The organism is Streptomyces sp. NPDC049915, from assembly GCF_040656475.1.
Classification (GTDB): domain Bacteria; phylum Actinomycetota; class Actinomycetes; order Streptomycetales; family Streptomycetaceae; genus Streptomyces.
This window is the reverse complement of sequence record NZ_JBFAMH010000006.1, coordinates 289695-311324: the sequence shown is the minus strand read 5'-3', so window position 1 is coordinate 311324 and position 21630 is coordinate 289695. Positions and strand designations below refer to the sequence as shown.

General features: G+C 70.2%; 20 protein-coding genes and 2 pseudogenes. 16 read left to right on the top strand and 6 right to left on the bottom strand.

From position 1 onward, the window contains the following. Positions 1-3: 3 nt before the first annotated feature. Entirely contained in the window at positions 4-192 is a 189-nt protein-coding gene (locus AB0J12_RS13610) for a hypothetical protein (RefSeq protein WP_363264449.1), read from the bottom strand. 204 nt (positions 193-396) lie between these two features. Here AB0J12_RS13610 and AB0J12_RS13605 point away from each other — a divergent pair, with 204 nt between their 5' ends. From AB0J12_RS13605 to AB0J12_RS13595, 3 genes are all read left to right on the top strand, one after another. Beyond that, a complete protein-coding gene (locus AB0J12_RS13605; protein ID WP_363264448.1) occupies positions 397-741 on the top strand; it encodes a hypothetical protein in 345 nt (114 codons plus the stop codon). Between the two features lie 753 nt (positions 742-1494). Continuing rightward, positions 1495-2685, top strand: a complete 1191-nt coding sequence (locus AB0J12_RS13600; protein WP_363264447.1) for an FAD-dependent oxidoreductase — start codon at positions 1495-1497, stop codon at positions 2683-2685. Positions 2686-2695: 10 nt separating this feature from the next. Next, positions 2696-3634 (top strand): sigma-70 family RNA polymerase sigma factor, encoded by a 939-nt coding sequence (locus AB0J12_RS13595; protein WP_363264446.1) that lies wholly within the window; start codon positions 2696-2698, stop codon positions 3632-3634. 627 nt (positions 3635-4261) lie between these two features. Here AB0J12_RS13595 and AB0J12_RS13590 read toward each other — a convergent pair. Next, positions 4262-5293, bottom strand: a complete 1032-nt coding sequence (locus tag AB0J12_RS13590) for a medium chain dehydrogenase/reductase family protein (protein WP_363264445.1) — start codon at positions 5291-5293, stop codon at positions 4262-4264. Between the two features lie 178 nt (positions 5294-5471). Here AB0J12_RS13590 and AB0J12_RS13585 point away from each other — a divergent pair, with 178 nt between their 5' ends. Next, entirely contained in the window at positions 5472-6122 is a 651-nt protein-coding gene (locus tag AB0J12_RS13585) for a TetR/AcrR family transcriptional regulator (protein WP_363264444.1), read from the top strand. Positions 6123-6310: 188 nt separating this feature from the next. On the opposite strand, the gene AB0J12_RS13580 is transcribed toward AB0J12_RS13585, so the two are convergent. Beyond that, complete coding sequence (locus AB0J12_RS13580; protein ID WP_363264443.1) at positions 6311-7273, bottom strand: zinc-binding dehydrogenase; 963 nt, start codon at positions 7271-7273, stop codon at positions 6311-6313. Positions 7274-7454: 181 nt separating this feature from the next. On the opposite strand from AB0J12_RS13580, the gene AB0J12_RS13575 reads away from it, so the two are divergent. Beyond that, on the top strand, positions 7455-8099 hold the full coding sequence (locus AB0J12_RS13575; protein WP_363264442.1) for a helix-turn-helix domain-containing protein: 645 nt from the start codon (positions 7455-7457) through the stop codon (positions 8097-8099). Between the two features lie 105 nt (positions 8100-8204). Here AB0J12_RS13575 and AB0J12_RS13570 read toward each other — a convergent pair whose 3' ends face one another. Beyond that, entirely contained in the window at positions 8205-8534 is a 330-nt protein-coding gene (locus tag AB0J12_RS13570; protein WP_363264441.1) for a hypothetical protein, read from the bottom strand. A 251-nt stretch (positions 8535-8785) separates the two neighbouring features. On the opposite strand from AB0J12_RS13570, the gene AB0J12_RS13565 reads away from it, so the two are divergent. The 7 genes and pseudogenes from AB0J12_RS13565 to AB0J12_RS13535 all read left to right on the top strand — a co-directional run bounded on the left by AB0J12_RS13565 (position 8786) and on the right by AB0J12_RS13535 (position 16107). Beyond that, positions 8786-9172, top strand: a complete 387-nt coding sequence (locus AB0J12_RS13565) for a nuclear transport factor 2 family protein (RefSeq protein ID WP_363264440.1) — start codon at positions 8786-8788, stop codon at positions 9170-9172. Between the two features lie 135 nt (positions 9173-9307). After that, the gene (locus tag AB0J12_RS13560) at positions 9308-10123 is read left to right on the top strand and encodes a hypothetical protein (protein WP_363264439.1); all 816 of its coding nucleotides are present in this window, start codon (positions 9308-9310) and stop codon (positions 10121-10123) included. Between the two features lie 498 nt (positions 10124-10621). Next, a complete protein-coding gene (locus AB0J12_RS13555) occupies positions 10622-12487 on the top strand; it encodes a M1 family aminopeptidase (RefSeq protein ID WP_363264438.1) in 1866 nt (621 codons plus the stop codon). 146 nt (positions 12488-12633) lie between these two features. Then, complete coding sequence (locus AB0J12_RS13550) at positions 12634-13479, top strand: lysozyme (RefSeq protein ID WP_363264437.1); 846 nt, start codon at positions 12634-12636, stop codon at positions 13477-13479. Between the two features lie 469 nt (positions 13480-13948). Next, positions 13949-14951 (top strand): annotated as a pseudogene (locus tag AB0J12_RS13545) (rhodanese-like domain-containing protein). 41 nt (positions 14952-14992) lie between these two features. Continuing rightward, positions 14993-15358 carry a rhodanese-like domain-containing protein gene (locus tag AB0J12_RS13540; protein WP_363264436.1) on the top strand — a complete coding sequence of 122 codons (366 nt, stop codon included), beginning with the start codon at positions 14993-14995 and terminating at the stop codon, positions 15356-15358. Beyond that, positions 15355-16107, top strand: a complete 753-nt coding sequence (locus AB0J12_RS13535) for a sulfite exporter TauE/SafE family protein (RefSeq protein ID WP_363264435.1) — start codon at positions 15355-15357, stop codon at positions 16105-16107. The genes AB0J12_RS13540 and AB0J12_RS13535 overlap by 4 nt, the downstream gene beginning before the upstream one ends. 38 nt (positions 16108-16145) lie before the next feature. On the opposite strand, the gene AB0J12_RS13530 is transcribed toward AB0J12_RS13535, so the two are convergent. Continuing rightward, positions 16146-16427 (bottom strand): metal-sensitive transcriptional regulator, encoded by a 282-nt coding sequence (locus tag AB0J12_RS13530; RefSeq protein ID WP_363264434.1) that lies wholly within the window; start codon positions 16425-16427, stop codon positions 16146-16148. A gap of 76 nt (positions 16428-16503) precedes the next feature. Between AB0J12_RS13530 and AB0J12_RS13525 the strand changes: the two are divergent. Both AB0J12_RS13525 and AB0J12_RS13520 read left to right on the top strand, forming a co-directional pair. Continuing rightward, a pseudogene (locus tag AB0J12_RS13525) lies at positions 16504-17072 on the top strand (rhodanese-like domain-containing protein). A gap of 308 nt (positions 17073-17380) precedes the next feature. Continuing rightward, positions 17381-17644 (top strand): hypothetical protein, encoded by a 264-nt coding sequence (locus AB0J12_RS13520; RefSeq protein WP_363264433.1) that lies wholly within the window; start codon positions 17381-17383, stop codon positions 17642-17644. A gap of 290 nt (positions 17645-17934) precedes the next feature. Here AB0J12_RS13520 and AB0J12_RS13515 read toward each other — a convergent pair whose 3' ends face one another. After that, positions 17935-18813 carry an alpha/beta hydrolase gene (locus tag AB0J12_RS13515; protein WP_363264432.1) on the bottom strand — a complete coding sequence of 293 codons (879 nt, stop codon included), beginning with the start codon at positions 18811-18813 and terminating at the stop codon, positions 17935-17937. A 977-nt stretch (positions 18814-19790) separates the two neighbouring features. Here AB0J12_RS13515 and AB0J12_RS13510 point away from each other — a divergent pair. Both AB0J12_RS13510 and AB0J12_RS13505 read left to right on the top strand, forming a co-directional pair. Beyond that, positions 19791-20504, top strand: a complete 714-nt coding sequence (locus AB0J12_RS13510) for a hypothetical protein (protein ID WP_363264431.1) — start codon at positions 19791-19793, stop codon at positions 20502-20504. 473 nt (positions 20505-20977) lie between these two features. Further along, the gene (locus AB0J12_RS13505) at positions 20978-21613 is read left to right on the top strand and encodes a hypothetical protein (RefSeq protein WP_363264430.1); all 636 of its coding nucleotides are present in this window, start codon (positions 20978-20980) and stop codon (positions 21611-21613) included. Positions 21614-21630 lie beyond the last annotated feature (17 nt).

Genomic DNA, 21630 nt, shown 5'->3' with positions numbered 1-21630 from the left:
CTCCTACTTCAGATCGGCGAGGAGGCCGTCCAGGGCCTTCTTGAGGGCTACGGCGTTGGCCGCATCGAACCAGGTGGTGCGGACGCGCTCGTTGTTCCCCTTGAGCGTCTCGTGGTCGGCGGCGAGTCGGTGCAGAGGGCGGGTCTCGTCGCTCAGGGAGCGGCCGACCTTCTGGCGGCGTCGAAGGCGCATGGCACGGCTTCGTCGAGCTCAACCCCAAGGCGTACATCGCCTTCGTGCAGCACCCCGAGAACCCCGGGAAGATCGAGCACGGCCTGACGCACGCGGCCACCCCGACCGGACCGGTGACGGCCGGCGCCATGCAGCACGTCGCCCTCGAACTCGACAGCGTCGAGGAACTCCTCCCTGCGCGACCGGATCCGCGACCGCGGGGTCATGGCGATCGGCCCCATCGACCACGGCTTCTGCCGGTCCGTCTACTTCGCCGGGCCGGAGGGTTTGGTCCTGGAACTCACCACCGGCGAGGCTATCCCCGAGACGGCCTGGATCGACCCCGAGGTCGTCGCGCTGGCCGGTATCAACGAGGCCCAGCTCGCCCGCTACCGCGAACCCGCCGACTACGCCCCGCCCGCCGAGGCCGTTCCCCAGCCGGCTCTGGACCGCCCCAAGCCGCATCTGGGCTTCACGGACGATATCTATGAGCTCCTCGCCACGGCCTCCGACGAGGAACTGCGCGAGCTGCTCAGTGAGACGGAGCCACCCGTGAAGGTCGAGGACTGACCTTCGGTCCATGAGATCCCCGCGGGACGTGCCGACCTGAGCCGGCATGTCCCGCAGGCCGTTATGGGGTCAGGCCGTCGAAATCGTCCGGTCGGCGTCCACACCGCGTGCCGCCGCAGGCACTCGAGTGGCCAGCAACGCGGTGGCCAGGCGCCGCCACTGACCAGCGCGTGGACGATGGCCGCGAACAGCGTCCCATCAGGCGCGTCCTTCGTTCCGGCGCCCTGCGGCCGCACCCGTGAGGGCGGGATCAGCGGCTTCCCACAGCAGTGCTTGCGTAACCGCATCCAGCTTCGAAGTCCACTGCTCCGACCCCCGCGGCCGGCGGCCGCCTCGGCCGAGGCGGGGCGTGCGGCCGCGGGGGTTCGCTGGGGGGCGGGGCCAGGGGCGCGGCCTCGGGGGCCGGGGTCTGCGAGGCAGGTGCCTGCGGGGCCGGTACCTGCGCCGTGCGGGTGGGCTGCGGGGGCGCTGGGGCGAGGGGTGACGACTCGGCGGGCGACGGCTCGGGGGCGTCGCGGCCGGGTGCTTCGCCGACCAGCCGTCCAGCAGGCGCCGGTAGGCCTGGCGGCGCGGTGGGCGGGGTTCGGAGCGGCCGAACTCCCAGTTCTTCAACTCGAATTCGCCTGCGGGTTCAACCCTGCTGGAGACTCAGCCGCTCACCTCGGCGGGGTGACCCGCATCACACCCGATACCTGTCAGCAATCGAGGCGCCGTCTCGCTCAAGGGACACGCTAACGAGACAGGAGACACGCCATGAAGTACCGCATCGTCGTACTCGGCGCCGGATACGCCGGGGCCTTCGCCGCCGGAAACCTGGCCCGCCGGCTCTCCCCCGCTGACACGGACATCACCGTCGTCAACGCCGAGCCCGATTTCGTCGAGCGGATGCGGCTGCACCAGCTCGCGATCGGCCAGGACCTCGCGTTCCGCAAGCTCGCCGACGTCTTCGCCGGTACCGGGGTCCGGTTGCGCCTGGCGCGGGTCACCGGCGTCCACCCCGAGCGCAGGACCGTCGCCGTGACCGGCGAGGACGGCGACGGCGAGCTCGCGTATGACACGCTTCTCTACGCGCTCGGCAGCTCCGTCGCCCACCATGGCGTCCCCGGCGTGGCCGAGTACGCCTTCGATGTGACCGGCCGGGCCTCGGCGCTGCGTCTGCGCCGGCGCCTGGCCGGCCTGGGCGAGGGCGGCACGGTGCTGGTCGTCGGTGAGGGGCTGACCGGCATCGAGGCCGCCACCGAGTTCGCCGAGTCCCGGCCCGACCTCTCGATCGCACTCGCCGCCCGCGGCGAGCTGGGCGCCTGGCTCTCCCCCAGAGCCCGCCGCCACCTGCGCCAGGCCTTCGACCGGCTCGGCATCACCGTCCATGAGCACACCGGCATCGAAGCCGTTGAGCCGACGCGGGCGCTCGCCGCCGACGGTACGTCCATCCCGGCCGACGTGACCGTGTGGTCGGCCGGGTTCGCCGTGCACCCGATCGCGGCCGCCAGCGGCCTGGAGGTCGCCGGGACCGGCCAGATCGTCGTCGATCGCACCATGCGCTCGGTCTCGCACCCGGACGTCTACGCCGCCGGTGACTGCGCCTACGCGATCGCCGAGAACGGCCGGCCGCTGCCGATGTCCTGCGCCTCGGCCGGCTACACCAACATGCAAGCAACGGCCGCGATCATCGCGCGCCTGACGGGCAGCAAGGTCCCGACCATCGGGCTGAAGTACCACGGCAACCACATCAGCCTCGGACGGCGGGACGCGATCTTCCAGATGGTGGACACGGACGTCCGGTCGAAGTCCTGGTACCTGGGCGGCCGGACCGCCGCGCGGCTCAAGTCCGGCGTGCTCAAGGGGGCCGCGTGGGGCATCGCCCACCCGACTTTCGGCATGCCGAAGCGCAAGCGCCGCCTGGCCACCGCGCCCGAGCACGCCGGCGTGAGGGCCGCCGCCTAGGCTGCTCCGCATGGACAGCGCAGCCATCGGTCGTTTCGAGGCCAGCCGGGGCCGGCTGGCCTCGCTCGCGTACCGTCTGCTCGGCTCGGCCACCGACGCCGAGGACGCCGTGCAGGACACGTTCCTGCGCTGGCAGGCCGCAGACCGCGAACGCATCGACGTTCCGGAAGCATGGTTGACCAAGGTCCTCACCAATCTCTGCCTCGACCGGCTCCGCTCGGCGCAGGCGCGCCACGAGCGCGCGGCCGGTGCCTGGCTGCCAGAGCCGCTCCTCGAGGGCGACCCAATGCTCGGCCCGGCCGACACCTTCGAGCAGCGCGAATCGGTGTCCTTGGCCGTACTGACCCTCATGGAACGCCTCTCACCGGTCGAGCGGGCCGTCTACGTCCTGCGCGAGGCCTTCGCGTACAGCCATGCCGAGATCGCCGGCATCCTCGGCATCACCGAGTCGGCGAGCCAGCAGCATGTCCACCGCGCCCGGATCCATGTCGCCGCCGAGCGCCGCCGCGGCGCAGAGACCGACCCCGCGTCCGCCCGCCGGATCGTCGAGGAGTTCCTTGCCGCCGCCGCATCGGGGCGCACCGAACGGCTGGTGGCGATGCTCACCGACGACGTGACTGCAGTCTCGGACGGCGCCGGACTGGCCAGGCGGTTGCTGCGGTACACGACGCGCGAACGCGTCGCCTCCTACGTACGGGCCGGTTTCAAGCCCACTCCTGCGAAGCGGCGGCTGGCCGGCGGCTCCCCCGCGTTCCACATCGCGCTGGTCAACGGCTCCCCGGCCGTCCTCGCCGTGATCGATGACCGGGTCGTGGGCGCCGTGGCTTTCGATATCAGTGACGGCAAGGTCGCGTCCCTGTACGGCATCGCCGCCGCGGAACGGCTCACTCGTCTCAGCGGGGCTTGGCGGCAGTACGAGCCCGACGCGCCGGTCATCACCGCATGGTGACCTGAGCCGCCGGAACCCAGTGATCTGAAGAGGAGCGGGTACAGCACCCCTTCGGCTCCCGAATCGGGGACTGGGCCATGCAGTTCGGATCCCCGATGGCCAGCTGTCAGTCGGCACGGTCCTGGGCACGGCGGGCCCACACCGGCTGACGCTGATGCGGGCCATGAGCTCCTCTAACCGGGTGCAGTCGTTGATGTTCCCAGCGGTGATGGCTGAAGGCGAGCGGCCTGCCCTGGCCGACGCAGGCGAGGGGATCTTCATGGCCGGCCCGCCGCGGGACGGGGTGGCGTGTGAGGGGTGCGGGCGGGCCGTGGCAACCCGGCAGGGGGCACGGTGCACTGACGCGGCGCACCAGGCAGTGAAGCGGCGGAACGCCTCCTCGGCCGTGGCCGCCTTCTGTCGGATCCTCTCCCCGGGCGAGGCGGTTTCGCCCATTACCGGGTCGAGAACCATGGTGCGCAGCCGGCCAGGGTGGAGGTTGGCGTAGGTGCGTCCGAGCAGCACGCCGTAACGGATGCCGTACCAGTTCCGCTCTCTCGAACCTTTTCGCGCCGTGACGGCCCAGGGGATGAGGGGATGGCGCGGACCTGTGCGATGCGTAGGCGCGCAGGGTTTCGCGCCCGATCATCAGGCGCGCAGGACGACCTTTCCGGCGACGGTGCCCGATTCGGCCAGCCGCATCGCCTCGGCGACCCGGGTGAGCGGCAGCTCGGCGGCGATCTGTGCGGTGATCTCGCCGCGTCCGAGCGCTTCGAACACCTCGGTGAGGTCGGCACGCAGCCGGGCCCGGAAGCGGTTGCGGCTGAGGGCCCGCCCGGCCCAGACGTTGAAGAAATAGGCGCGGCGACGGTTGGGCAGCGCGTTCCACAACCACACGCGGCCGAGCAGTTTGAGCACGGGCCACTGCTTGGAACCCTGGTCGTCCCGCGTGGAGGCACTGCCGTAGGAGACGAGCGTGCCGCCGGGCGCGAGCAGGCACCAGGAGTCGACGATGCTGCGGCCGCCGACGTGGTCGAAGACAGCGTCCACACCGCCCGGGGCGAGCTCGCGGACGCGGGCCGGGACGTTCTCGGTGCGGTAGTCGATCGGGGCCACGCCCCGTTCCCGCAGTGCGGCGTGGTGGCGCGTGGAAGCGGTGCCGATCACCTTCGCACCGGCAGCCTGGGCGAGTTGGGTCAGGACCGAGCCGACACCTCCATTGGCGCCGTGCACCAGGACTGTCTGCCCGGCGCGCACCCGGGCCTTACGGTGCAGCATCTGCCAGGCCGTGATCCCGTTGATCACGACGGTCTCCGCCTGTGCCGCGCCGACCCCGTCGGGGACCGACACCAGGTCGGCGGCGTCCACGACCACGTGGGTGGCCCATCCGCCCACCTTGAGCAGGGCGGCCGCCCGGGTGCCGACAAGCCCGGGAGCAACACCGTCGCCGGTCGCCATGACGGTGCCGACCACGTCGTAGCCGGGGACGAACGGGAAGGGAGGCTGGTCGTAGTAGCGGCCCCGGCGCATCTGCTGCTCGGCAAAGGACACACCGGTCGCTTCCATGCGGATCACGACCTGGCCGGGACCGGCGGACGGGGCACTCCCCTGCCGGATCTCCAATCCCTCGGGCTCGACTATGCCCGGCAGTACGACCTCGACCATTGCTTCACGGTTCATGACAACCTCCGTCGACCTCTCCGCCAGTTAGGGCCTGGCGTGTTCGTTAGAAGTTATAACTGAGCGTTGGAATGACAGTCAAGAGTGTTCGTAATAGGGTCTAACTCACTGGCGGGCCGAAGGCTCCGCCTGGACACCGCGAGAGTCGGTGATCATGTGAAGGAAGGGAATCGAGCACGTGGCCACTGCGGGCAAGGAGACACCACGCGAGCGCTACCGGGCCCAGCTGCGAGCCGAGATCAAGGAGCGCGCCTGGGAGCAGATCGCCGCCGCGGGAGCACCGGGGCTTTCCCTGAACGCCATCGCCAAGCAGATGGGCATGAGCGGCCCCGCGCTCTACCGGTACTTCACCAGTCGGGACGAACTGATCACCGAGCTGATCCGGGACGCCTACCGCAGTCTCGCCGACACCGTCCGCGCCGCAGCCGTCGTGGATGCGGATCTGACCGCACTGGGGCACGCGCTGCGCTCATGGGCCCTGGACGACCCCCAGCGCTACTTCCTCGTCTACGGAACACCGGTCCCCGGCTACCACGCACCCGACGACGTCACCGAGATCGCGTCCGAGATCATGGAAAGCCTCCTCGACGCCGCCCAGTCGTGCCCCGGTGCCGACACCGCGGACCAGACCCGTCTCGAAGCCCACCTCGCCGAACACAGGCAGTGGGCTGCCGACCACCCCGCACCCCCAGCCGCCCTGCGTCGCGCCCTTCTCTTCTGGACCCGCCTGCACGGCATCCTCTCCCTGGAGCTCGCAGGCCACTTCACCGGCATGGGGCTCGACCCGGCCGAGCTGTACGCGAGCGAACTGCGGCACCTGACGCAGTAGATGGCGCCTACGGGGCACCGAGGCCGCCGCGACCCGTCACGCATGTGGTCCTTTCTTGCGATCCTGCGGCGGTCGACCCGCGAGGGGCCGTTCTCCTCGCCCCTTTTCGCACGCATTTTTCGCGCGCATGCGAGTGGCGTCCATGCAGCCGACTTTCTGCCAGGCCGCGAACCCCGTCCCTACCCGGCTCAGGGCGCCAGCACCACCCGCCCGAACACCTCCCCCGCGTCCATCTCGCGGTGGGCCAGCACCGCCTGCTCCAGCGGCAACACATCATGCACGACCGTGCGCAGGTACCCGTGCGCAGCGTCGGCGAACTGGGACGACCGCACGGCCTGCCGGTCGGGGCCGGGCACGGTGTCAGAGCTGAACGTGGCGAAGGACAACGACCTGCGGAAGGCGTCCATCAACCGCATGCCGAAGTCCGCCGGCGGCTGCCCACCGACCACACCGACAGCCACATACCGCCCGTTGGAATTCAACTTGTCCAGGAAAAGGGGAAGCTGGGATCCCCCCACGACATCGATCACCACGTCGAAAGCCGCCGGTGCGTCCGGGCCGCCCTCCCCGGAGCGGTCGAGGACATGGGTCGCACCCAGGTCCCGCAGGCGCGCGCCACGCTCCGCCGACGACGTGGTGACCGCCACCGCGTTCGCGCCGCCCCCGGCCGCGAGCTGGACCGCCGTGACCCCGATGCTGCCCGCCGCACCGCGCACGAGCACGGTCTCGCCGGGCGTGAAACGGGCCCGGTCCAGGGCGAAGTGGGCGACCACGCCGGAGCCGCCGAGGGTCACCGCGTCGGCGCAGGTCAGGCCGTCGGGCAGCGCAAGGACGTCTTCGACCGCGGCGACGGCCTGCTCGGCATACCCACCGGACAGGCCGGTGAACGCCCACACCCGTCGCCCGATCCACGAGGCGTCCACGCCCTCTCCCACCGCGGTGATCCTTCCCGCGACCTCGCTGCCGAGGACATGGCCCTCCCGGAAGCCGTACGCGGCAAGCGTTCCCCGGCGGATCACAGCGTCCACGCCGCCAACCCCGATCGCCTTCGTGGCGATCTGCACCTGCCCCGGGGCAGGAACGGGCACGGGCACATCGACGACCTCCAGACCATCGGGGTCTCCGAACATCCTGATCACGACGGCTTTCATCTGTGCTCCTCGTCGGTGGAGGGACCAACCGCAGCTGCTGCGGCCGTTGGCGCCGAGCCGCCCCATACCACGACCACGACCACACAGCGGGAATATCACCGGCGAAAAGCCGGGACGGGGCCGCAGCACCGCCATCGGACCGTAATGGACACCACCGTCCGTTTGGCTAAAGTGAGAAACGATGACCCATCATTTGCCTCGGACTGTGCGCTCCGACGCCCGCGACAACCGGGCCCACATCCTGGACGCCGCCCGCACGGTGTTCGGCGACAATGGCCTGAGTGCGCCCATCCGCGAGGTCGCCCGGCAGGCAGGCGTCGGCCCCGCCACGCTGTACCGGCACTTCCCGACCAAGCAGGCGCTGATCGCCGAGACCTTCGCCGAGCAGCGGCGGGCCTGCCATGCCGCAGTCCGCGACGCCCTTGCGGACTCGGATCCATGGCACGGATTCCAAGGCCTGATCGAGCGGATCTGCGAACTCCACGCGCACAGCCGGGGGTTCGCCGACGCCTTCATGACGGCCTTCCCCGAGGCCATGGACTTCGCCGCCGACCGGGAGCGGGCATGGCACGCGGTCGGCGAACTGGCCCGCCGCGCCCAAAAGACCGGCCGGCTGCGCCCCGGCTTCGTCGTCGACGACCTGATCCTCATGCTCATGGCCCACCGGGGCCTCCAGGACACGCCACGTGCCGCCCGGGTCACAGCCTCCCGCCGCTTCGCCGCCTACGCGATCGAAGCGTTCCGCGCCGCTCCCGAGACGGGAGCACCGACGCCGCTGCCGCCGGCACCACGCCTGCAGCTCACCCCCTCGCCCGACACGCCATAAATCCGGGGCCGGGAGGGAACTGCACCGGGCGGCGGCGTAGGGGCGCCGCAGACGGTGCGAGGCACGGGACCGTGCCGGATTCCGGGGGCCCCCTTGAGGCGGCCTTCAGCTTCCCACCGCTACCGGTGCAACTGTCGTGCAGGGGCCGGCTCGAGGATTCTCGAACCAGGCATGCCGCGCGTCTAAGTGATGCGGCGCCCGGGCCGTGATCTGCGCGTGCATGTCCGAGTGGGGGGAGCCCAGTCCCAGCGCCCGCCAGATTTCCGCGACGAGCGGGGTGGGATCGTCAGGGTGAAGGGTCAAGGCCCGTTCGATGTCGTCCTGCGAGGCGAGCAGTTCGCGATGAAATCCATCGAACTGGCTCCGCGAGGTGTACTGCGCACGCGCCTTGCCGCGCAGCTTCCACGCGTACAAAACCCTGGCGTGCGCCGTCACCAGGCGGCGTCAGGGTCGCCGGGCCGGGCCTCGATCCATGCGTTCAGCCAAAGGAATGTCGTGGTTGGGCGAATCCCTCCACAAAGAACGTCACAACGTACAAGTGGGGGGTGACGGCAGTATGCCCCTGTGAAGGGGAAGGATGGCAGGCGGGACGCCGTCCCCGCACGCTGGGACCAGTGTGCCGTGACACTGAACCGGCGTGGTAACTCGGCTGCGATGGGCTTGGCCACCTGAGCGAAGATGCCTGCATGAGCCGAGAGACAGATGAGGTACGTGAAGCGATCGCAGGCGAGTTGCGCCTCATGGACCCCAAGGTCCGCGCATCACGCGCGCTTGCCCAGCAACTACTCGACCCGGACTTCGTAGAGGTGGGCGCTTCTGGGCGGCGGTGGACGTACGACGAGATGCTCGCCGCGCTGCCTGAGCTGGACGGCGCGGCAGAAAACGGTCCGCTCTACGAGCCCTCACAGGTCACCGGTGTCCTGCTGGCCCCCGGGCTGGTGCACCTCACCTACGAGACCACGCGGGATGGAAACCGGGCACGGCGCAGTTCGCTCTGGCGCAAGCAGAGCGCGGACGCCCCCTGGCAGATGTACTACCACCAGGCCACACCCATCCCGCCTGACAGCATGTAACTGCGAGTCTCGGACGGTGATCCTACGGGCACAGCAGTTCGAACCCTGAGATCGTCACCGCTTTCCCCGCCTGGAAGGATCGAGCGGCCACGCTCTGTCCAGCCCTTGCGAACGGGGAGATGAGGAAAGGCCTCCATGACCACCATCGACGCCTACCAGAACCGCTGTGAACAGCTGTTCCTGGCCGGCGGAAACGCGGCTGTGCGGCGCGCGGCTCAACAGGGACTCGACGAACTCGGGCCCACGGCCGACCTGTACTGCTGGCTGGCCCTGGGGCACGCCGCCGAGGACGACGACGAGCATGACGATCTTGCGGAGGAGGCGTTCAAGGCCGGGCTGGCTCTGCACGGTGAGCATGCCGGTCTGCTCGCCGGCTACGCGGAACTGTGTCTGCGGGCCGACTCCTTCGAGTACCCGGGCCGTGCCACGCGTGCCGTGGACCTGGCACGGCGTCTCGAAGAGGTGGCGCCGTGCTCCGCCGAGGCTCAGCGGCTCGCCGCAGCCGAGCGCTGGGCCCGGCGCGGCTACTGGGACGATCTGAGGATGCGGGCTGCCACCACCGCGCTCGAGGGCCGCGTGACCCAGGATCAGGCCCGTGATCTCGCGGAGGATCTCAAGCGCGCGGGCGGGGCGGCGGTACCTGACGCCGACGGCGTGGACCGTGCCGCCACCGTGCGCGCCGCGACACTGGAAGCGCTGTCGGGTCCGTGGAACGCACCAGTGCGTTTCCTGGGCCGGCATCGAACCACCGCATGGGGCATCTGCGCTGTCCTGTGCGTCGTCACCAACACGGTGCTGCGCCAGACCGGAGCCGTGGACACCTTCAGCCTGTGGGGCTGGCTGTGGGCCCTGCCGGTGCTGGTCGTCGACCGCAGGTTCGCGGCCGTCCGCAAGGCGGCCGAAGCGCGGCACGTCGCGAACCTCGAGGCCGCGCTCACCGCCGAACACTGACCTGCGCGCGATGCTGCCGCAGGCGGCGCCGGCGGGTCACCGCGGTATCGCGGGCACGTCGGCCACAGCTCCGCACCGCCCGCTGGGCGTAGGCGCCAACCGCACCGAGCTCCTACTTGCGGTGATCGGCTGCAAGATGGTCGCGGACACTCCCGACGTCCATCACACGGGAGCTGTCCGAGACCACGCTGACGCCGCTCAGTTGACTCCGGATGAACCCCGGCAGCGACTCGGCCCCGCCCCGCGGCCCCTCTTCACGGTCACGATCGAGCCGAGGGGCACCGGCACGGCTCCGCCGGTTCTGCCCCCTGCGCGCTTCTGGCATGCACCAGTCAAATCTGTCACGCTTTCGGCAGTCGGCGCCCCTGACCCAGAAGGGTGCCGTCGGCTGACCCGTACCGATCACGCAAGCACCGTCCGTGGCCGCCCCGGCGCACCCCAGCCGGCCGGGTGGTCTTCGAGCAGGCCGGGATCCCGGTCGCCGCAAAGGAGTAGCGTGTGAGATCGACCCCCCACAGGGCCCTCGGCGCCGGCGCGCTCACCGTCGCCGCGCTGGCCGCCCTCTCCCTCCCCACCACCCCCGCCGCCGCCCAGCCGACCGTGCAGCACAGTGCGGCAGCCACCTGCACTCCGGCCCAGGTGGTCGCCAACGGCGGCTTCGAGAGCGGGACTTCACCCTGGAGCCAGTCCTCGTCCACGGTGATCACCAGCCGATCCGGCCAGAGCGCCCACGGCGGCAGCAGTTACGCCTGGCTGGACGGAGTGGGCAGCAACCACACCGACACCCTCAGCCAGAGCGTCACCATCCCCGCCGGATGCGCCGGCGCCACCCTCACCTTCTGGCTGCACATCGACACCGACGAGACGACCTCGTCCGTCGCCTACGACAAGCTCACCGCCAAGATCGGCACCACCACGCTGGCCACGTACTCGAACCTCGACGACACCACCGGCTATGTGCAGAAGTCGCTCGACGTCTCCGCGTTCGCCGGCCAGAGCGTGAACCTGTCCTTCACCGGCACCGAGGACTCAAGCCTCCAGACCAGCTTCGTCCTGGACGACATCGCCCTCGCCACCTCCGGCGACACCACCCCGCCCACGACCGACGCGACCCGCACCCCGGCGGCCCCCTCCTACACGGTGAACCTCAGCAGCGACACGAGCGGTACCGTCTGGACCGGCCACGAGAGCGTCAGCTTCACCAACGCCTCCGCCACCGCGCTCAGCGAGGTGTATCTGAGGCTGTGGGACAACTACCACGGCACTTGTGACGCGATGCCCATCCGGGTCAGCAATGTCACCGGCGGCGCCGCGGGCGCCCTCTCGGTGAACTGCACCGCCCTGAAGATCGACCTGTCGAACCCGCTGAACCAGGGCCAGAGCGCCACCATCGGCTTCGACCTCGGCATCACCGTGCCCAGCGGCGCCGACCGCTTCGGCCACGACGGCGCCTACAGCTTCATCGGCAACGCCCTGCCGGTCCTCGCGGTCCGCGACAGTGCCGGCTGGCACCTGGACCCGTACACGAACAACGGCGAATCCTTCTACTCCCTGGCCGCCGACTTCAAGGTGACCCTGGACCACCCCAGCAGCCTGCTGGTCCCGGCCACCGGCACCTCCACCGACACCCCCGGATCCAGCGGCCGTACGGTCACCACGGCGACCGCGGCCAAGGTCCGGGACTTCGCCTGGGCCGCCGGGCCCTTCACGAAGATCTCCGGCATCTCCACGGCGGGCGTCCCCATCGCCGTCTACTCCGTCGCGGGCATCAGCTCCTCCAGCGCCCAGTCGATGCTCAGCACCGCCAAGTCGGCCGTGGACGCCCACGCCTCCCGGTTCGGCGCCTATCCCTACGGCGAGCTGGACGCGGTGATCGACAACAACTACTGGTTCGGCGGAATGGAGTACCCGGGCTTCGTCCTCGACCTGGTCAGCACCACCGCCCTCACCCACGAGATCGGCCACCAGTGGTGGTACGGCATCGTCGGCGACGACGAGTACAACAGCCCCTGGCTGGACGAGGCGTTCACCGACTACGCCACCGACCTCGCCCTCGGCAAGACGGGCAGCAACTGCTGGAGCGGCGTCTCCTGGGCCTCCAGCACCGAGAAGATCACCAACTCCATGGCCTACTGGGACGCGCACTCCTCGCGCTACTCCACCGTGGTCTACGACTACGGCAAGTGCGCCCTGCACGACCTGCGCCGCGTCCTCGGTGACACCGCCATGGCCAAGCTGCTGAAGGACTACGCGGCGGCGCACTGGTACGGCGTGTCCACCACGGCCGAGTTCAAGTCCGCCGCCCAGGCCGCCACGAGCACGGACCTGGCCTCCTTCTGGTCCCAGCACCGCATCGACGGCTGACCCGGCACCCTCGGGGCCCGACCCCGCACCGGCCCGGCCACGACCCGCAGCAACCCGTGGCCGGGCCACCCGTATGGACCAACCCGGGCCCCTGGCGGCATCGTTGGGCGGTATCCGGGATGCGGTACCGCCCGGCTGCGGGTCAGATGGACTGCGTGCGACCTTCCATATCCCCCGGCCCCCGTGGCCCGCGCCTGGCCGTCACCGCTGCGCTGACCGGCCTGCTGCTGGCCCTGTCCACCCCGACGGCACTGCCCTTGCCCGACCCCGTGACACCCGAGCGGGGCAGCGCCTTCATGGGCATGGGCGTCCTGGCGCACGACGGCGGCGAAGCCACCGCCGACGACGCCCTCGCCGCCCGCGCCACCCAGACGAAGGGCGTGGACGTCTCCAGCCACCAGCGCGACGTCGACTGGCCGGCCCTGTGGGGCGGCGGCACCAGATGGGCGTACGCCAAGGCCACGGAGGGCACCTACTACACCAACCCCTACTTCGCCCAGCAGTACGCGGGCTCCTACGACGCCGGCATGATCCGCGGCGCCTACCACTTCGCGACCCCCGACTCCACCGGCGGCACCGCACAGGCCGACTACTTCGTCGAGCACGGCGGCGGCTGGTCCAAGGACGGCAAGACCCTGCCCGGTGCCCTCGACATCGAGTGGAACCCGTACGGCGACGCCTGCTACGGCAAGTCCCCGAGCGCGATGGTCGGCTGGATCCGCGACTTCCTGAGCCGCTACAAGGCACGCACCGGCCGGGACGCGGTCATCTACACGGCCACCACCTGGTGGACCCAGTGCACCGGGAACTACTCGGGCTTCGGCGCGAGCAACCCGCTGTGGATCGCCCGCTACGCCACGACACCCGGGCCGCTCCCCGCGGGCTGGACGTCGTACACCATGTGGCAGTACACCGCCACCGGCACGACGGTGGGCGACCACGACCGCTTCAACGGCACCCAGACCCAGCTGGGCGACTTCGCGACCGGCTGACGGCGGGCGGAGCCGGGACGCCGTCAGGTCCAGGTGCCGAGCGCGCGGGCCAGCTCCTCGATCCGCTCCCTGGATATGCCCCCTTAGGTCCGCACACGGTGACGCGGGCTCAGCGGGCCGCGTCACAGATCAGGGATGCCCGGGCACGGATCGATGGCTGGGCTGAGCGGGGACGGGCCCGGAAGGGACCACCCCGCCCGTTCCCACCCCCCGCGGGCCCAGGGACGACGCCTCGGACTCCTCCGGGCGGTGGAGGCACTGCGAGCCCCCCGGCGAGGACGCTTCCTGGCCAGGCAGCAGCCGTCCGCGCCTGCCGGGGGCTTCCCGTCGAACCCGATGACGTCGCACAAGGCGCCAGGCGATGCCTTTGAGCGGGCGCTCCCCACCCTCGGAATACCCCCCCGGGTATGGCTGTAGGGTGAGTGCCAGATACCCCCCGGGGTACGCCGTTTGAGAGGAGTCGTGAGCCGTGTTCTTCGTCGACACCCTGGAGTTCGAGGGCCTGGGCAATCGCAGCTACCTGGCCGGCGGATCCGACGCCGCGGTTGTCGTAGACCCGCCGCGGGACATCGATCAGGTCATTGCCGCAGCGGCACGCCGCGGAGTGCGCATCGCTTGGGTGGCCGAGACCCACGTGCACAACGACTACGTCACCGGCGGCCTGGAGCTGGCCCGCATCACCGGCGCCCGGTACCTGGTGCCGGCCGGGGCGCACGTGTCGTTCGCCCGCACCCCGGTCGCCGACGGCGACACCGTGACGATCGATGAGGGCCTGGTGCTGCGCGCCATCGCCACTCCCGGCCAACGCCGAGGGCCCCGCGCCGCTCGACCTCACCCCGCCGAGCCGTGCGGACGCCGGGCAGATCGCCTCCCGGCTGGCCGCGGGTGAGTGGGTGGTGGACCTGCGCAGCCGTATGGCTTTCGCCGAGGGGCACGTGGCCGGGTCGTTCAACCTCGAGGGCGAGGGCAAGCTCGCCACGTACCTCGCCTGGCTGATCCCGTGGGGCAAGCCCGTCACCCTGCTCGCCGACACCCCGGAGCAGATCGCTGCCGCGCAGCGGGAGCTGGTGCGGGTGGGTATCGACCGCCCGGCCGCCGCCGCCACAGGCGACCCGGCCGGCTGGGTCCGCGAGGGTGAGCAGCTCGCCTCCTTCCCCCGTGCCCGCTTCGCCGACCTCGCCGATGTCCTTGAGCGCGGGGACGACGTGGTCGTCCTCGACGTGCGCCGCGACGCGGAGCGTGCGGGCGGCTACCTCGACGGCTCGGTCCACATACCCATCCACGAGGTGCACGGCCGCATCGGCGAGGTGCCGCCCGGGGTGGTGTGGGTGCACTGCGCCGGCGGGATGCGCGCGGCGATCGCCGCCTCCCTGCTCGACGCCGCCGGGCGCGACGTGGTCGCCGTCGACGACGGCTTCGAGGCCGCCACCGAGGCGGGACTGGCCCTCAGCCGTCCTGAGGGCACCGACTGACACGCGCCCTTCCGCGCCACCTGCACGAAAGTGATCAAACGATGTTCTCGCTTCTCCGTCGCGGCCCCGGCCGCCTCACCCCCCAACTGGCCCATCAGCAGACCAGCGACGGCACCGCCGTCCTGTTGGACGTACGCGAAACACCGGAGTGGAACGCCGGGCACGCGCCCGGTGCGCTGCACCTGCCGCTGTCCCGTCTGGTGGTCGGGGCGTCACTTCCGGCAGCCGCGCAGTGCAAGCCTGTGGTCACGATCTGCCGCTCTGGTCACCGTTCCCGGCAGGCCGCCAAGCTGCTGGCCGGACGCGGCGTTCAGGCCACGGACGTCACCGGTGGCATGACCGCCTGGGTGCGTGCGGGCCTGCCGGTCACCGGTAGTCGGGGCGGCAGCGGCGGTGTCATAGCGTGAGTGCGCTGATACTGGCCCTGATCGCGGGGGCCGTGGTCGGGCTCGCGCTCGGCGCGCTCGGTGGAGGTGGCAGCGTCCTGGCCGTCCCGGCGCTGATCTACTTGCTGGGGTTCACCCCGGCCGCCGCGACCACTGCCAGCCTGATCATCGTCACGGCCACCTCGCTCACCGCCCTGTATGCCCACGCTCGCACCGGCGACGTCCGCTGGAAAGCAGGCGCCCTCTTCGCCGCGGCCGGACTCCTGCCCGCGGCCGCAGCCGGAGCCGCCGCAGGCCGCCTGCCCCAGCCGGTGCTGACCGCCGCGTTCGCCGCCATCGCCGCACTCGCCGCCGTCAGGATGCTGCGGCCCAGCCGCACCGCCACCGGCCCGGCGGCCGGCGAGGCAAGGCCCGCCAAGGCCGCCGGCACCGGGGCGGGACTGGGCGCGCTGACCGGTCTGCTCGGTGTCGGAGGAGGCTTCCTCGCCGTCCCGGCCCTGGTCACCGTGCTGGCATTCGAGATGCAGGCCGCCGTCGGCACCAGCCTGCTGGTCATCTCGGCGAACTCGCTGGCCTCCCTTGCGACCCGCGGCGCCACCACGGCCGGCGTCGACTGGGCGGTCATCGGCCCCTTCACCGGGGCGGCGATCCTCGGTGCCTGGGACGGCAAACGCCTGGCCGCCAAGGTCACCGGCACCCTGCTGCAGCGGACCTTCGCCGGCGTGCTGCTGGCCGTGGCAGCCTTCATGCTCATCGACGCCCTCGCCTGACGAGTCAGGCGGATGACCGGGCGCCGCGGCACCACGGCTCAGGCCAGAGACAGGAACAGCTTCTCCAGCCGCGTACGCATCTGATCCCGGTCACCGGAAGCGGCCATGTCCGCATCGGTCAGGCAGTGCTCCAGACCGGTCGCGATGATCGCAAAACCCGCCTTGTCCAAAGCCCGGGACGCCGCAGCCAGCTGCGTGACCACGTCCTCGCAGTCCCGCCCCTCCTCGATCATCTTGATCACACCGGCGATCTGGCCCTGCGCCCGGCGCAGCCGGTTGACCACCGTCTTCAGTTCCTCAGCCGCCATCGCCAGTTCCACAACCCACACTCCTTCGAGATACCCCCGTGGGTATCCTACCGAAGGGATAACCCGAACCAAGCAAAGGAAAATCCCCGTGGCACCCACCACCACCCTCACCGCCGACCAGGCCAACGCCCGCCTGCACGAGCTGACCGTCATCGACGTGCGCACCCCCGGCGAATACGCCTCCGGTCACCTGCCCGGCGCCCACAACATCCCCTCGACCACCTCGACACCGCCCTCCCCGCCCTGAAGAACGCCGCAGGCTGCCGCGGCGACCTCCTCACCGTGTGCGCCTCCGGCGCCCGATCCGCCCAAGCCCGCCAGCGCCTGGCCGCCCACGGCATCACCGCAGCCACCCTCACCGGCGGCACCACCGCCTGGACACAGCTCGGCCACGACACCCACCGCCCCGCCGGCACACGCACCCCCTGGCTCATGGACCGCCAGGTCCGCCTCGCCGCCGGAACGCTGGTCCTGACCGGCCTGATCGCCGGACAACGCTGGAACGCGGCCCGCTGGCTCTCCGCGGGCGTCGCCGGCGGCCTGGTCTTCTCCGCCCTCACCAACACCTGCGGCATAGCCAAGATCCTCGCCAAACTCCCCCACAACCAGCCCAAGACCACCGACCTGGACGCGACCTTCGCCGCCCTCACCGGCTGACACCACCAAGCCCAGGGGGCACCACTCACGGCGCCCCGCTGAGCGGCCCGCCCCACGCCGTCCCGCCGAGCGAATACCGCTCCTTCACCAGTAGGACGGCGGCGTGGAGGCGGCGGAGTACCCGGTGTGGGCGCGGGCTCCCGACCGTGTTCGGCCGGTCGACGGCGTCGACTACGACCCGGCCGCCACCAAGCGGTTGGAGCCGCCGCCCACGGCCATCACCGCCAACGGCAACCCGGGCAAGCCAGCCACGTTCACGCTGAAAGGCACCTTCACCCTCACCGAAGACGCCACCGACGATGACACCGGTGGCTGCCAGGGCACCGGGCGGCTACGACGACATCAGCGAAGGCGCGTCCGTCACTGTGTACGGGGCGGACAGCAGCGTGATCGCCACCGGATACCTCGGCGACAGCACGTCACCCAGTTACGGAACCTGCGCGTACGACATCGCCGTCCAGGACGTGCCCAAGGGTGAGAGGTTCTACAAGGTGGAGGTCAGCCATCGCGGCACCGTCCAGATGACCGCCGAACAGGCCGAGAACGGGGAGTTCGCTGCCACTCTCGGCTAACCAGCCACTCATCCACACGGCCCCGACCGCCGCACACAGCCGGGGCCTGCCGAGGCACCGACCAGGCCCGTCCGATGGGTCGAGTAACAGACGGCGGGCTTCGTCGTGTCCAGTCACGCCCAACCGCTGCAGCAGGGAGATCCGCGCGCTGTCGGCCCTTACCGGGTCGTGGGGTGGCTCGGGGCGGGCGGTAGGGGAGCGTGAATGCCACGCTCAGCGCGGGCGGCGAGCGGTTGGCCGTCGCGACTGGATAAGCCCACCATGCGGGATGCAGGGGACGGCTGTCTGAGCTAGTGCTGTGCCCCAGAAGGTTCGCCGGGTTGTGTATGGGTGTCAGAACCTTGGGGCTGGAGGAAGGCGAGAAGAGCAACTGTGAGTTCGGCGGGTGCGTCTTCTTGGACGAGGTGTCCAGCCCCGGCGATTGGTTCGAGTCGCGCGCCAGGGATACGGGCGGCGAGTTCCCGTCCTTTGGCCACCGGGATCCATGTGTCGTCCTCGCCCCAGCACACCAGCGTCGGGATATCGATCTCCCCGTAGCGGTCTTGCACTTCGTCGGTGTAAAGCTGGTCGGCCTGGGCGATCTGGCGGTAGAAGGCCGCTTGGCCGGGGTCGCCGACCCAGGGCTCGGTGAGCCGGTCGAGGACGGCAGGGTGCAGGCCCGGACTGCTGGCTGAGCTTACGTATTCGCGCACCAAAGCGTGGTGCAGTGCGGGCGGCAGTTGCTCGAAGACTTGGGAGTGCCCTCCCACGAGCCGGAAGAACGGGGAACCCCACGGGCCCAAAGCGACCGGGTCGACCAGAGCGAGCGCTCGGTAGCGAGCTCCGTGGAGCAGATGCGCCCGCAGGGAGACGGCGCCACCGAAGTCGTGGGCGATCACCAACGGTTCATCAAGGCCCCAGTGCGCCAGGAGCTCGGTGAAGATCCTGCCCTGGGCAGCCAGGGAGACATCCTGGCCGGCGAACTTCGCCGATGCCCCGTAACCGGGCATGTCCCATACGAACACCTGGTAGTGATGGGCGAGCGCGCGGGCGATGGCGCGCCAGACATACGAGGAGAAGGGTGTGCCGTGAAGGAGCACGACCGGATCCCGGCCGACGCGTCCGAGGCTTCGCCAGCGGACACCACCCGACGTGCTGCGGAACGTCTCGGGCAGCTGCCATTCACTCACGCGTGCTATTCCTCTTAGTTATTTGCTTTCCGAGCGGGGTGCTCGAGCTGGGACCCATCCGCGTGGAGGTGGGTGTCGCGTGCGATGGTCAGCAGCACGCGGGCGTGGTTGGTGAGCAAGGTCCATCCTCCGGCTGACCGGTCCACGGTGCGTCCTTCCGTCTTCGATCTTGCTCTGGCGGCCATACCCGCTGCGAATTACCGGAAACGGTTTCGCCTGTCGTAGGACTGTGATCATGTTTCGGCGGTAATGGGGTGGGCGAGTAGCACCGGGGCGATCATGACTGATCGTGGCTGGAACGACCACAGCGACCACGGCGGCGAAGTGCTGAGGCCGAGCGAGCGGCCGCGGTGGGGCGAGGATGACGTTCGTTGTGGCCCTGCTGCCAACGGTCTGCGGCATCGGGCGTTCCGATTGACGGCCGGACGAGGCAGCTTGTGCCTAGAACACGCCATCGTCGCGTTGGGGTTCATATACCCGAATGCCTACTCACGTCACGAAATTGCGTCACCTGAGTATTGCGCTGGTCGTGTCGGTACGCTCCCCACCTTCATGGGATCGGGGGTTGCGATGATGCGCTCGTATCGAGCTGCCATCGGGATGATCGTCGGGCTCGTCTGCCTCGCCGTGCTGGCCGTTCTTCTGTTGATGCGGACCGGTGGGAAGGGTGAGGCGCGTGAGCCCAAGGAAAGCGGTCCGCCCGCGTCCGCGGCCACGTCCAGCGTGAACCAGGTGCGGCAAGTCGCCGCTGCTCTGCGGAAGTTGGTTACGTGGAAGATCTCGGCAACGACGACTTTGCCCTCCGATGAGACGAGTTCAGAGCCGGTGACGCCATGAACCGCTTGCAGATCAGACGGGCGGTGCTCGTTGCGACCGCACTCACGCTGGCGGCTGCCGGCCCGGTGTCCGCTCGTACTCCGGCGTACGCAGACGCGACAGCGGCAGCGCCGGCCGATTGGCGTAAGCGGTAAGGGGTGATGGGTCTGGCCTGGTTGGAGACGGGACAGCCACGGGCGGATCTGCTGACGCTCGGCGATCTCGACGGCGACGGGACCGGCGACGCGGCGGCTACGCTCTATTGCACGGCCGGCGGCGTCTCCTGGCCGGAAATCATCGCCTTCTACGGGCCTGGCCCTACGCTGCTCGGCCACATCAGCCTGAGCAACATCAACCTACCCGGCCACGCCCCGGGCGAGAACGCCTCCGTGCACCGGCTGCGCTACACCGCGGGTGGTGTCACCGCCCAGTGGTCGACTCAGCAGGATGGCGACCCGGGCGCGAGCGCGACGCTCGACTACACCGCCACCTTGCGCTGGAACGGCCACGCCATCACTGCGTCCGGACTCAGCGCTGCCACGGAACTCGCCGCCGCGGACCGCTTCTTGCGCGCCCTTCGCCACCACGACATGGCCACGGCATCCTCGCTCGCCGGGGCCGGAGTCGCGCAGACAGCCGCCGAGCAGTTCCGTTCCTACAGCGACGCGCTCACTGCCACGCCCGAGTGCCTCGGCCCCAACAGCACCTTCCCTCCGAGCGCAGAGGCTCTTCCCAGCATCGGAGGACCCGAGTATGTGGACGCCACCCGCTACTGCTTGCTGCCCACCACGGCTGAAGACGCCTCGTACCTCGTACTCGGCATGGACAAGACAGGCTTCCAACAATGGCAGGTGTCATCGGTCCACATCCTCTGAACGCGAGCGATCACACCACCGCCCGGAAGCCGAGCTGCGCGAGCTGGGCACGCTGGAGCAGACCGCGCCCCGCGAGGGCGACGAAGCCGGGTCGTACCTCCCTGCCGCCCTCGGCGCCTGGCTCGCCCACGCCTTCACCGCGCACCGCAGGCACTACGCCAACTCGACCCGCCCGCGCGGCCATCGCCGGCCTCCTGCCGCAGCCGTCCTCGCGCACGTCGCGCTGCTGCCCGCGCACATCCGCCTGGGCGGGCCGCCGCGCCCGTGGCGTTCGCACCCCGGCTGCCACCGCCGACCCCGGGGCCATCGCGGCCTCACCGCGATCCTCGCCGGCGCTCTTGCTCCCTCCCAGTCGCGGAAGTCCTCCACCAGGGAGGAGAGAACCAGCCCTCTACCTCGTCTGCGGCGACCTTCAACGGTGTCAGCCCACACAACTAGGGTTGCCGGCAACAGACCTCAAAAAGGAATTCACCGTGGGGATCATTCATCCTGATGTGGCCGTATTGCTCGACCTCGTGCCGGCAGACTTGGTGGGCGGCGAGCGGATTGACTGGACCGCGGCCGAAGTCGCGCTAGGCACCAAGCTGCCGAGCGACTACAAGGCTCTCCTGGACACATACGGTGTAGGCGATATCGGAGAGCTCGTCATTCTGCCTCCACTCCCCAGTGATGTGCGCGGGTGGGAAGGGTGTCACATCGCAACCATGACAGGCGGCCTGCGCGGACTCTGGAACGAGGACGCAGGACCCCCGGGCGTGACGCTCGATGCCGAAGCCGTTCTGCCCTGGGGCACTGGCCTGAACGCCAACGAGATAGCTTGGCTCATGAACGACCCGGATCCGGACAAGTGGCCTGTCGTAGCCTGGCGCAGGCACCACTCGTGGGGCGAGTCGCCTTGGGCCTTGTTCGACTGCGGCATGGTCCAGTTCATCAGCCGCATGATGCTGGGCCAGTTCGCCGCCTGCCCACTTGGCGATGCGTCACTCTGGAAGCGGACAGACACCTTCGTCAGCTGGCGCGAGCAGCGTCGACGGCTTGTGGCCGGACTGGACCCGCGTACCGGCGAGCCGGACCCCTATGCCGACATGTATCCCATCACCGACGAGTAGGGGCCCGGTCAGGGCCG

What these genes read in the sequence shown, in the direction of transcription:
- AB0J12_RS13580 (WP_363264443.1), bottom strand. Translation starts at nt 7,273, where the DNA reads ATGAAAGCCGTCGTGATCAGGATGTTCGGAGACCCCGATGGTCTGGAG.
- AB0J12_RS13510 (WP_363264431.1), top strand. Translation starts at nt 19,791, where the DNA reads ATGGGTCTGGCCTGGTTGGAGACGGGACAGCCACGGGCGGATCTGCTG.
- AB0J12_RS13565 (WP_363264440.1), top strand. Translation starts at nt 8,786, where the DNA reads ATGAGCCGAGAGACAGATGAGGTACGTGAAGCGATCGCAGGCGAGTTG.
- AB0J12_RS13605 (WP_363264448.1), top strand. Translation starts at nt 397, where the DNA reads ATGGCGATCGGCCCCATCGACCACGGCTTCTGCCGGTCCGTCTACTTC.
- AB0J12_RS13595 (WP_363264446.1), top strand. Translation starts at nt 2,696, where the DNA reads ATGGACAGCGCAGCCATCGGTCGTTTCGAGGCCAGCCGGGGCCGGCTG.
- AB0J12_RS13610 (WP_363264449.1), bottom strand. Translation starts at nt 192, where the DNA reads ATGCGCCTTCGACGCCGCCAGAAGGTCGGCCGCTCCCTGAGCGACGAG.
- AB0J12_RS13590 (WP_363264445.1), bottom strand. Translation starts at nt 5,293, where the DNA reads ATGAACCGTGAAGCAATGGTCGAGGTCGTACTGCCGGGCATAGTCGAG.
- AB0J12_RS13560 (WP_363264439.1), top strand. Translation starts at nt 9,308, where the DNA reads ATGACCACCATCGACGCCTACCAGAACCGCTGTGAACAGCTGTTCCTG.
- AB0J12_RS13600 (WP_363264447.1), top strand. Translation starts at nt 1,495, where the DNA reads ATGAAGTACCGCATCGTCGTACTCGGCGCCGGATACGCCGGGGCCTTC.
- AB0J12_RS13550 (WP_363264437.1), top strand. Translation starts at nt 12,634, where the DNA reads ATGGACTGCGTGCGACCTTCCATATCCCCCGGCCCCCGTGGCCCGCGC.
- AB0J12_RS13540 (WP_363264436.1), top strand. Translation starts at nt 14,993, where the DNA reads ATGTTCTCGCTTCTCCGTCGCGGCCCCGGCCGCCTCACCCCCCAACTG.
- AB0J12_RS13575 (WP_363264442.1), top strand. Translation starts at nt 7,455, where the DNA reads ATGACCCATCATTTGCCTCGGACTGTGCGCTCCGACGCCCGCGACAAC.